This is a genomic window from Parendozoicomonas verongulae (assembly GCF_009711465.1).
Lineage (GTDB): Bacteria > Pseudomonadota > Gammaproteobacteria > Pseudomonadales > Endozoicomonadaceae > Sansalvadorimonas > Sansalvadorimonas verongulae.
Window position 1 is genome coordinate 1 of record NZ_SMME01000761.1, and the last position, 10,981, is coordinate 10,981.

At 53.5% G+C, this 10,981-nt stretch carries 9 protein-coding genes; 8 read left to right on the forward strand and 1 reads right to left on the reverse strand.

The window, feature by feature from the left end:
• The 8 genes from E1189_RS05640 to E1189_RS05675 all read left to right on the forward strand — a co-directional run.
• Nucleotides 1-718 (forward strand): RnfABCDGE type electron transport complex subunit B (locus E1189_RS05640; RefSeq protein ID WP_155159069.1); only part of this gene is annotated, 718 nt, incomplete at its 5' end.
• Nucleotides 719-923: 205 nt separating this feature from the next.
• Nucleotides 924-5,843 (forward strand): 2-oxoacid:acceptor oxidoreductase family protein, encoded by a 4,920-nt coding sequence (locus E1189_RS05645; protein ID WP_329601909.1) that lies wholly within the window; start codon nt 924-926, stop codon nt 5,841-5,843.
• Nucleotides 5,844-6,066: 223 nt separating this feature from the next.
• Nucleotides 6,067-7,455, forward strand: a complete 1,389-nt coding sequence (gene rsxC, locus E1189_RS05650) for an electron transport complex subunit RsxC (protein WP_155159070.1) — start codon at nt 6,067-6,069, stop codon at nt 7,453-7,455.
• Nucleotides 7,456-7,468: 13 nt separating this feature from the next.
• Nucleotides 7,469-8,530 (forward strand): RnfABCDGE type electron transport complex subunit D, encoded by a 1,062-nt coding sequence (locus E1189_RS05655; RefSeq protein ID WP_155159071.1) that lies wholly within the window; start codon nt 7,469-7,471, stop codon nt 8,528-8,530.
• Nucleotides 8,527-9,234 carry an RnfABCDGE type electron transport complex subunit G gene (locus tag E1189_RS05660; RefSeq protein WP_155159072.1) on the forward strand — a complete coding sequence of 236 codons (708 nt, stop codon included), beginning with the start codon at nt 8,527-8,529 and terminating at the stop codon, nt 9,232-9,234. The genes E1189_RS05655 and E1189_RS05660 overlap by 4 nt, the downstream gene beginning before the upstream one ends.
• A complete protein-coding gene (rsxE, locus tag E1189_RS05665) occupies nt 9,231-9,887 on the forward strand; it encodes an electron transport complex subunit RsxE (RefSeq protein WP_155159073.1) in 657 nt (218 codons plus the stop codon). The genes E1189_RS05660 and rsxE overlap by 4 nt, the downstream gene beginning before the upstream one ends.
• Nucleotides 9,887-10,462: an electron transport complex protein RnfA gene (locus tag E1189_RS05670; protein WP_155159074.1), complete on the forward strand. Its 576-nt coding sequence runs from the start codon at nt 9,887-9,889 to the stop codon at nt 10,460-10,462. The genes rsxE and E1189_RS05670 overlap by 1 nt, the downstream gene beginning before the upstream one ends.
• Nucleotides 10,463-10,465: 3 nt before the next feature.
• Nucleotides 10,466-10,654 (forward strand): hypothetical protein, encoded by a 189-nt coding sequence (locus tag E1189_RS05675; RefSeq protein ID WP_155159075.1) that lies wholly within the window; start codon nt 10,466-10,468, stop codon nt 10,652-10,654.
• A 109-nt stretch (nt 10,655-10,763) separates the two neighbouring features.
• On the opposite strand, the gene E1189_RS25245 is transcribed toward E1189_RS05675, so the two are convergent.
• Nucleotides 10,764-10,981: hypothetical protein (locus E1189_RS25245; protein ID WP_230460193.1), on the reverse strand; the 218-nt coding region annotated here is incomplete at its 5' end.

The following is a 10,981-nucleotide window of genomic DNA, read 5'->3' on the forward strand; positions in this document are numbered from 1 at the left end:
TGGTGCTTGCGGCCAGCCTGGCTGTCGTGCATTTGCAGAAGGTTTGGTGAAAGGGGAATTCCAGCCTTTCCAGTGCACTGCGAACACTGATGATAATAATCAAACGATCGCAGACAGCCTGGGGGTTGCCATGAGCACACAGGAAAAGCGTTTACCTCGCCTGGCCTGTGCTGGTGGTAACCATGTTGCCTGGCTTCGTGCTCGCTACAAAGGCATTGAAGGCTGCCGTGCAGCCAACATCGTTGCTGGTGGTGGCAAGGGCTGCAGCTGGGGTTGTCTGGGATTGGGTGACTGCTCCCACGCCTGTACCTTCGACGCTATCTCCATGGACAGCAATGGCCTGCCCGTGATTGATGAGGAGAAGTGCACAGCCTGTGGTGATTGTGTTGATGCCTGTCCACGCTTCCTGTTTTCCATCCATCCGGTTAGCCACAAGCTGTGGGTAGCCTGTAAGAATCTGGAACACGGCGCAAAGGCGGAAGAGGATTGTGATGTCGCCTGTAATGCCTGTACCCGTTGTGTCGCGGATGCTGCCGATGGTTTGATTGCCATGACCAATAATCTCGCTACCATTGATTATTCAAAAAATAACCAAGCTAACAGTGATGCTATTCAACGCTGCCCAACCGGCGCCATTGTTTGGATAGATAACGGTCAGATAATCAAAGGCGAAGCCGCTAGAAAAGTGATTCGTAAAGGTCCTTTAAAAGCTGCTTAATAAATAACAGCATATTTAATAATCGAAATAAGACGTTATAGCTGTTGAAACTTAATTAGTCAGAAGAAACAACAGCTGGGTAATGAAACAGACCTTAATAAAAGCCTTCCTCCCCAAGTGGCATGTGTAACTGTGTCTGTTTGATTTTAGTGATGACTCCTTGGACGGCGTATGCAAATACGACCAGTGAACTTAGGAAGACACCGTGAAGAAAGAAAGCAAAGAAACCTCCCAGGGTATTAAGTATCCCGGCACACGTATGGCTATGGACGGCAACACCGCCGTTATCATGTGCGAGCGTGAAGCGTCTGATGCAGCGGGTGCCTACCCGATTACTCCTTCCACCCAGATGGGTGAATACTGGGCCATGGAATCTGCCAAGGGCCACGTGAACGTCGGTGGTCGTCCGCTGATTTTCGTAGAGCCTGAATCTGAGCACGCTGCAGCGGCTGTTACGGCAGGTATGTCCATGAGTGGCCTGCGTGCCACCAACTTCTCTTCCGCACAGGGGATCGCGTATATGCACGAATCCCTTTACGCGGCGGTAGGTAAGCGCCTGCCCTACGTCTTGAACATCGGTGCCCGTGCGATTACCAAATCTACCCTGAACGTTCACTGCTCCCACGATGATTATCACTGTGTTGACGACACCGGTTTCTTTCAGCTGTTCGGTGCCACTGCACAGGAAGCGGCTGACCTGAACCTGATCGGCCGTAAAGTTGCCGAAATGGCACTGACTCCCGCTATCGTTGCTCAGGATGGTTTTCTGACCACTCACCTGATTGAGCCTGTGCAGGTTCCCGAGCGTGAACTGGTTGAAGAGTTCTGTGGCCGTCCAGATGACATCATCGAGTGCCCAACTCCTGCCCAGAAGCTGATTTATGGTCCTAAGCGCCGTCGTGTACCTGAACTGTGGGACGTGGACAACCCTATCGTTGCCGGCCCTGTACAGAACCAGGATGCCTACATGCAATCCGTTGCGGCCCAGCGTCCTTACTTCTTCGAGCACATCGCTGATATCACTGATCAGTGCATGGCGGAATATGCTGAACTGACTGGTCGTCAATACTCCCGCGCCGCCTTCTATAAGATGGACGACGCTGAGTATGTCATTGTTGGTCAGGGCTCTATGCCTCTGCAGGCTAATGCCGTTGCTGATTACCTGCGGGAGAAGCGCAACCTGAAGGTGGGTGTTGTTAACCTCACCATGTTCCGCCCATTCCCTGGAGATCTGCTGGGCAAAGCTCTGAAAGGCCGTAAAGGTGTGTGTGTGCTGGAACGTACCGACCAGCCGCTGGCAGAAGATCTGCCTATCATCCGTGAAATGCGCGCGGTGCTGACCAAGTGCATCGAGAACGGGCTCGCACCTGAAGGCAAGAAGCCTTACGCCGGTTACGACAGCTTTACCGCTACCGATGCACCCCGCATGTACTCCGGCTGTTACGGTCTTGGTTCCCGTGACTTCCAGCCAGAAGGTGTAATCGCCGCCATCGAAAATATGCTGGACGACGGCGCGCAGAAGCCATTCTTCTATCTGGGCATTGACTTCGTCCGTGAAGTTGCAGCCAACCCGAAAGACGAAATCCGTCGTCAGGATATTCTGGACGCCTACCCACAGGTGAAGGAGCTGTCTTTGAAAGGCTCTGAAAACCCCAACCTGCTGCCAGACGGTGCCATCACCGTGCGCATGCACTCCATCGGTGGCTGGGGCATGATCACCACCGGTAAGAACCTGGCTATGACCTTGTACGATCTGCTGGGTTACGACATCCGTGCGAATCCAAAGTACGGTTCCGAAAAGAAGGGCATGCCGACCACTTACTACCTGTCTGCAGCGCCTGAACCCATTCGCATCAACTGCGAATACACTTACGTTGACGTGGTTATGTCTCCTGATGCGAAGGTGTTCAGCCACTCCAACCCGCTGGCGGGCTTGCAGGAAGGCGGTACCTTCATTATCCAGAGTGAAGAGACTGATCCTGCCAAGGTGTGGGCGAAAATTCCCCGCCGCTTCCAGCAGGAAATTGTGGATCGCAACATCCGCGTATTCTTCATCGACGGCTTCAAGATTGCCCGTGAAGAAGCCTCCAACGCCGAACTGCAGTTCCGTATGCAGGGTAACGTGTTCCAGGGTTCCTTCTTCGCCGCGTCTCCGCTGATGGAAAAGGCTGGTCTGAATGAAGAAGGTTTGTTCAAGGCCATCGAAGAGCAGCTGCATCACAAGTTCGGCCATAAGGGCGAGCGCATCGTAACCGACAACATCCGTGTAGTACGCCGTGGCTTCGACGAAGTTGTTGAGATCACCGAGAAGGTTGTGGGCGCTTACGATGAAGCGGTTCGCCGTGAAGAGAAGCTGCCCATCATGCTGAGTCGTGCCCCTGCGTCCAGCAACCCTCAGACTGACCTGCACGATTTCTGGGACAAGGCTGGCTCCTTCTACGTGAAGGGACAGGGTAACGACAACCCGGCCGATCCCAACATGTCTATGTCCCTGATGCCTGCGGGCACCGGTGTGTACCGTGACATGACTCAGATTCGATTCGAGTATCCACAGTATATTCCTGAGAAGTGCACCGCTTGTGGTGACTGTTACACCATCTGCCCGGACAGCGCACTGCCCGGTCTGGCCAACACGCTGGAAGAAGTGTTCAAGACAGCCGTAGACCGTGTAGAAACCAAGGGTATGCCAACCCTGTACCTGCGTCGTGAAATCCGTGGGCTGGAGAAGCGTGTGCGTACGCTGGTGGACCAGCAGGGCGAAGCCGCAAACGTCACCCGTCTGATAGATCAGGCCGTGCTGGAGCGTCTGGCGGATGAGAAGAACGAGAAGAAGACATCCTCTCTGGAAAAAGAGTTCGCTCTGTTCCTCGACGTGGTAGGCGACTTTGGCTTTGCAATCACCAGGCCTTACTACACCAACATGGAGAAGAAGCAGAAAGGCTCCGGTGGTCTGTTCTCCATCACCCTGAACCCCATGACCTGTAAGGGCTGCATGGAGTGTGTGAAGGTGTGTAAGGACGGCGCTCTGGTTGCGACGCCACAAACCGACGAAGACGTAGCACGCATTCGCAAGAACTGGGAGTTCTGGAACGATCTGCCTACCACTGGCCCACAGTTCAACCGGATCGACGATCTGGACGAGAAAATCGGCGCACTGGAAACCATGCTGATGAACAAGGACAGCTACATGGCAACCGTATCCGGTGACGGTGCGTGTCTGGGCTGTGCCGAGAAGACGGTTATCCACCTGTTCACCAGTACGGTTGCTTCCATGATGCAACCCCGTGTTAAGAAGCATCTGGAAGAGATTGATACGCTGATTGTCCAGCTGGAAGCGCATGTGCGCATGAAGCTGGCCGGTGATGTTGATTTCTCCGACACTGCTGCGGTTGCCAGAGCCATTGAAGAGCACAAGGGTCATGACCTGACTCTGTCCGGCCTGACCCAGAGTATGGGCCAGAGCTCTGACAAGCCTATTGATGCAAAGTGGCTGCGTTGGGTGACTCAGCTGATGGAAAAACTGAAGCACCTGAAGTGGCAATACACCGATGGAAACCACGGCACTGGTCGTGCATTTATGGGGGCAACTAATGCGACAGGTTGTACGTCTGTATGGGGTGCCACCTATCCATTCAACCCTTACCCATTCCCATGGGCGAACCACCTGTTTCAGGACAGCACTTCTCTGGCGATGGGTATCTTCGAAGGCCATATGGTCAAGATGGCAGATGGCTTTAAGCTGCTGCGTCAGGCGAAGATTGAGCTGGATGAAGGTTACGACTTCGCTAAGCACGACAACTTCTTTACCCAGATGAACTGGAGAGACTTTACCGATGAGGAATTCCACCTGTGTCCTCCTATTGTTGCCATCGGTGGTGATGGTGCGATGTACGATATCGGTTTCCAGAACATGTCCCGTCTGCTGGCGTCCGGTCACCCTCTGAAGGTGCTGGTGCTGGATACTCAGGTGTACTCCAACACCGGTGGTCAGGCGTGTACCTCTTCCTTCGTGGGTCAGGTTGCTGATATGTCTCCCTACGGCAAAGCCAAGCCCGGCAAGATCGAGGAGATGCGTAAGGAGATCAGCCTGATTGGTCTGGCGCACCGTACTTCTTACATTCTGCAGAGCTCCATTTCCCACACAACTCACCTGCTGGAAGGTTTTGTGGATGGTCTGAACGCTCGCCGCCCTGCGCTGTTTAACATCTACTGCGTGTGCCCTGCTGAGCATGGTGTGCCCGATGATGTGGCCAAAACTCAGGCGAAGGTTGCGGTTGATGCCCGTGCTTACCCTCTGTTCAGCTACAACCCTGAATTAGGCGACAGTATCATTGAGTGCTCCAGCCTGGAAGGTAACGCTGGTCTCGATAAGAAGTGGCTGGATCAAACCATTCTGTTCGCCGATGAGCAGGGCAATGAGCAGAAGATGGTGCTGCCTCTGACCTTCGCTGACTTTGCGATGACCGAAGCTCGCTTCGCCAAGCACTTCAAGAAGGCACCGGTTGATACCTGGAATGATGACATGATTCCTCTTCACGAGTTCCTGGAGCTCTCTGATGAGGATCGTGAAGGTCTGTTCCCTTACGTGATGGGTACTGACAAGAGCAATCATCTGCAGCGTGTGCTGGTGGCTGAGCCTATGGTTCGCTCTTGTGAGGAACGTGCACACTTCTGGAACCAGCTGCGCAGTATTACTGGTCAGGATACTGTGAATGCCATTAAGGAAGCGGAAGAGAAGGCCCGTGCGGACTTCGCTGGCGCGGCCACTGCGGCTATCCAGAATCTGGCAGGTGGCAATGTTGCTGCGGCGCCTTCTGTGAACATTATTCCTACAGCGTCGTCTGATGCAGCTCCTGCTCCTGCGGCAGCGTCCGGAGATGCGGCTTGGATTGAGTCTGGCGAATGTACGGCTTGTGACGACTGTATCAACATCAACTCCAGCATTTTTGGTAAGAATGATTCCGATGGTACGGCGTTTATCCGAAATGCGGGTGCTGGTCCCTTCAAGGATATTGTGAAGGCGGCTGAGAAGTGCCCAGCGGGTTGTTTGCACCCTGGTGCGCCTATGGATATGGGTGAGAAGGATGTTGAGAAGCTGATCAAGCGTGCTGAGAAGTTCCAGTAATCAGGTTGTTTGGTGCTGACTTTGATCTTGCGGGAGTTTCTTGTGAGTTCGGAGTCAGTGCCGGTCGTTCCTCATCTGTTGTCCGCTCCCACAGTGCTGTCCCTGCACTGAGTCGCTCTCAGGCCATCCATGGCCTTTGACAACAGACGAGAAACGCCCGGCACCTCAGCCTTGGAGTGATCCGCTTGGGTCGCTCTTTGATTACTGGTCTTAGGAAGTCCTTATGAAGAAATCCCAAAAAGGTTTTCTCCAGATGTTCAGTGCCAAGGGCAGTTTCCGGCACGGAATTCATCCGGAAGAAAACAAAAAACAGACTGAGCACAAGGCGATCCGTCGTATTCCTTTTCCAAAAGAGATGGTTTTGCCTCTGGCCCAGCATCGTGGTGCACCTGCCAAACCTGTTGTACGCAAAGGGCAGGATGTGGTGCGTGGTGAGCTGGTGGCGGAAGCGGGTGGTTATGTGTCTGCGCCCATTCATGCGCCCGTGACCGGTACGGTGACAGCGGTGGATAAGCTGGTGCCTATGCCTGATGGTTCCAAGAGTGCGGCCATCACTATTCGTACATGGCCGTCTGCTTCTCAGGAGGTGATGTACAGCAAGCCTATTGATACGGATGCGTTGTCCCCTGATGAGCTGGTTCAGGCTGTACAGGATGCTGGTGTCGTTGGTCTTGGTGGTGCGGCGTTCCCTACTCATGTAAAGATGAAGGCGCCTCAGGGTAAGCAAATTACCACGCTGGTGGGTAACGGTTGTGAGTGTGAGCCGTTTCTGACCTGCGACCATCGCATCATGCTGGAGTACGCCGAGAATATGGTTCGCGGTGCACGACTGGTGATGAAAACCACGGGTGCGACCCGCACAATTATCGGTGTTGAAGATAACAAGATGGATGCGGTTCTGCGCATCCGTGAAGTGCTGGCTTCTCTCCCCGGTGATAACAGCGACATTACCTGTGAAGCGGTGAAAACCCAGTATCCGCAAGGTGCTGAGAAGATGCTGATCAAGAGCCTGCTGGATCTGGAAGTGCCTTCTGGCGGTATTCCTGCGGACATTGGTTGTGCGGTGTTTAACGTGGGTACGCTGGCTCAGGTTGGTGAGCTGGTACCGGAAAGCCGTGGCTTGATTGAACGTATCGTGACCGTGAGTGGCCCCGGTGTGAACAGGCCCGGTAACTATCTGGTGCCTCTGGGGACGCCTTTGCCTGAGCTGCTGGCCCATGCACAAGCGATAGACGAGCCCGGTATGGTGATTCTTGGCGGGCCGATGATGGGTTCTACCATCGCTACCACTGATATTGCCTGCACCAAGGGTATTACCGGCGTTCTGGTGTTTCCCCCTGAGTCTCTGCCTTCTCCCGATGAGCGTGACGAGATGCCTTGCATTGGCTGTCGTGCCTGTGTGGAGGCCTGCCCGATGTTGCTGAATCCCAGCACCTTAGGCCGCCTGGCTCAGAACGATCGCTATGAAGAGATGGCGGATGAGTACCACATGTGGGACTGCTTTGAATGCGGTTGCTGCGCCAATGTCTGCCCGTCGAATATTCCTCTGACCCAGCTGATTCGTGTTGCAAAAGGCGGTCACCGCCAGCGCAATCAACCAGTTCAGAAGTGATAGGAATCCGAATATGTCTGGACACCCCCTTTCCATGAAAATCCGGACCTCTCCGCATCTGAAAAAGACGCTGACGGTTCGGGAAATCATGGCCAGCGTTGTGGTGGCATTGCTGCCTGTGTGCGCCTGGTCTATCTGGCTGTTTGGTCTCAGTGCTCTGGCGCTGCTGATCACTACAACTCTGTCGTGTATAGCGACGGAGGCTTTGTTTAATCGATTGAATGGTAAACCTGCGCTGGCCCGTGAAAGCAGTGTGGTGATTACCGGTTTGCTTCTTGGCCTGACCCTGCCACCGGGCTTTGCTCTGTGGATGGCGGCTCTGGCTGGTTTTGTGTCTGTTGCCCTGGGTAAGGTGCTGTTTGGTGGTTTGGGGCAGAACCCATTCAACCCGGCACTGGTTGGTCGTGCTTTTGCGCAGGCTTCTTTCCCGGTTGCGATGACTACCTGGACGCCGGGCTTTCTGGCTGAACGGTTTTCGTCGTTTATTCCTTCTACCTTTGCTGCGCCGTTTATGACCCCTGTGGATGCGTCTGGCTGGATTGCTGCGCAGGTTGATGGCTGGAGTGGGGCAACCCCTCTTAAAGCCATTGGTCATACCGGTGATTTTGCCAGTGCGTCCGATCTGATGTTCGGCACGGTGAGCGGTTCCAGCGGTGAAACCGCCGGACTCCTGATTCTGCTGTGTGGCGCGTGGCTGGTGTGGAAAGGTGTGATGGGCTGGAAAATTCCAGCGGCTGTGATGCTGGGCACTGTGCTTACCAGTTTGCCGTTTTGGCTGATTGATCCGGTTCTGTATCCCTCTCCTGTATTTATGCTGTTCTCTGGTGGTTTGATGCTGGCAGCAGTATTTATGGCGACGGATATGGTGGGCACACCCCTTACTGAAAAAGGCGTTTGGATTTTCGGCCTGCTGATTGGTTTCCTGACGGTGATGATTCGTCTGTTCGGCAGTCTTCCAGAAGGTGCCATGTATGCTGTGCTGATTGGTAATGCCTGTGCACCGCTGATTGATAAGTTCACTCAGTCCAAGCCGTTTGGTTATCAGAAACCAGTGAAAGAGGGGGGCAAGGCATGAGTGAATCGATTCCTGTTGTGAATGTTGATGAGCCCAAAGTCGATATTCCTGCACCTCCCAGTTTTGCCATGTTCCGTACGCTGGCTGTGATTGCCATGCTCTCGGGCCTGTTTGTTGTTTTGGTTGTGCAGTGGGCGAATCCCTATATTGCAGCCAATAAGAAAGCGGCAACGGAAGCGGCAGTGTTCAATGTTGTACCCGGTGCAACGGTGAGCAAAACCTTTGCGGTTGAAAACGGCAAGCTGTCAGTGGCTTCAGATGAAGCAAGCGGTGAGTTGGTTTATGGCGGTTATGACGACAATGGTTCTCTGGTTGGTGTAGCCATTCCCGGTGTTGCTACCGGTTACGCTGGCCCGGTGTATGTGATGTTTGGCTACAGCCCTGAAAAGGAAGCTGTCATCAAGTATCAGATTCTCACTATGACCGAGACTCCCGGGCTGGGAGATAAGGTTGTTACCGACGAGAATTTCCTCGCCAACTTCAATCATCTGGTTGCCAGGTTGAACGACGCAGGCACGGCATTAGCCAACGCTATTGTCACTGTGCTGAACAAGTCTAAACAGCATCCATGGGAAATCGACGCTATCAGTGGTGCCACCATCACTTCTACCGCTGTGGGTAATGCAATAAATGATGCAGCCCAGAAGCTGGTGCCGGTGATTGTCAGCCAGATTGATGACATCAAAGCGGAGGGTGCGAAATGAACCGTCCCGATCAATATGAACAGGTGACTCCGGATACATTCCTGCGTGGCTTGTGGGAAGAGAATCCGGTATTCGTGATGCTGCTGGGGATGTGCCCTGCGCTTGCAGTCACCAACTCGGCGATTAACGCTGTCAGCATGGGTTTAGCCACCACCTTTGTACTGGTGATGTCCAGCTCGCTGATTTCTATCTTCCGGAGCTTTATTCCGAAACAGGTGCGTATTGTCGCCTATATCGTGATTATTGCTACCTTCGTAACCATTGTGGATTATCTGATTCAGGCCATCAGCCTGAACCTGTACAACTCATTGGGCGCCTTCATTCAGTTGATTGTGGCGAACTGCGTCATCCTTGGTCGTGCGGAATCCTATGCGTCTCGCCAGAAGCTGGGTACGACTGTCGTAAACAGTTTTGGTTCCGGCCTTGGCTTTACAATGGCGTTGCTGAGCATGGGCGCTGTCCGTGAAATCCTCGGTGCTGGTGCTCTGTTTGGCGTAAACATTATGCCCGCTGGTTTCGAACCTTGGGTTGTGATGGTTCTGCCTCCCGGTGGTTTCTTTGTTCTGGGTTGCTGGTTGATCCTGTTTGCGTGGAACAAGAAGCGCAAGGAGCAGGCTCTGCTGAATAATGCTGTTAAGGGAGGTGCCGCGTAATGGACGACAGCCTGTTCACAATCTTTATGAATGCGGCAGTGGTCAGTAACTTTGTGCTGGCTATGTTTCTCGGTATCTGCCCGTTCCTTGGTGTGTCCAACAAGGTGGATACCTCCATCAATATGGGAATGGCGACCACCTTTGTTATGGTGGTGAGCTCTGCTGCGGCTTTTGCCATCAATGCCATTCTGGGTGCGCTGGGTATCGAGTTTCTGCGCTTGATCTGCTATATCGCAGTTATTGCCTCCTCAGTACAGCTGGTGGAAATGGTGGTGAAGAAGTTTAGCCCCGCGCTGTTTCAGGCGCTGGGTATCTTCCTGCCGCTGATTACCACCAACTGCGCGATTCTCGGTTTGACCCTGTTCCAGACCTCCCGTGAATACAATTTTATTCAAAGCATTGTATTTGCGCTGGGCGCTGGTGCCGGTTTCACTCTGGCACTGCTGCTGATGGCGGGTATCCGCGAAAAGCTGGAGCTGGCGAAGACGCCTGATATCGCCCAGGGGGCTGGCATGACGCTGATGATTGGCGGCGTGCTGTCTCTGGCGTTTATGGGCTTTGCAGGGCTGGCTTGATCCATGATCGAGAAATATTTTCTAGTGGTAACTGTGATCTTCCTGGCTTCGGCCGGGTGGATCACCGTTCAACACCTTTATCGCCGCTTTGCCCAGAAAAATCCTCAATGTGGCCCGTTTCGGGACGATGGGGGCAACAGTATGTGCAAGTGTTGTGAGTCCAAGCGTTATTGTGTCACCCGGCAGGCTTAAACCTCTTTAAGCCTGCTACGACTTTCGTCCTACTCCCCACCAAAGTTCTATTTCTGATTCCTCTGCTGTGAAGCACGTTTATGCGTAAAACACACAGCTTATGATGGAGCTATGCAGCGTTCACACAGACATCACAGGAACCACGGGCATCACGAACATTAGGAAGGAGACTCAGGTATCGAATCGGGCAGTGAATCCAGCCCATGAGGGTAGTAAACGAAACTTTCTGGCCTGCTTTCATTCCAGCATGCACAACGCTTCGTGAAGGTGGGCAGGAAACGTAGAACCGGGCTCTTCCCATAAAAAGAACAAAGAGGATAGCAACGT

Excerpts from the sequence above, each read along its gene's own strand:
- rsxC (WP_155159070.1), top strand. The coding sequence starts at position 6,067 with ATGAAGAAATCCCAAAAAGGTTTTCTCCAGATGTTCAGTGCCAAGGGC.
- E1189_RS05655 (WP_155159071.1), top strand. The coding sequence starts at position 7,469 with ATGTCTGGACACCCCCTTTCCATGAAAATCCGGACCTCTCCGCATCTG.
- E1189_RS05660 (WP_155159072.1), top strand. The coding sequence starts at position 8,527 with ATGAGTGAATCGATTCCTGTTGTGAATGTTGATGAGCCCAAAGTCGAT.
- rsxE (WP_155159073.1), top strand. The coding sequence starts at position 9,231 with ATGAACCGTCCCGATCAATATGAACAGGTGACTCCGGATACATTCCTG.
- E1189_RS05670 (WP_155159074.1), top strand. The coding sequence starts at position 9,887 with ATGGACGACAGCCTGTTCACAATCTTTATGAATGCGGCAGTGGTCAGT.
- E1189_RS05675 (WP_155159075.1), top strand. The coding sequence starts at position 10,466 with ATGATCGAGAAATATTTTCTAGTGGTAACTGTGATCTTCCTGGCTTCG.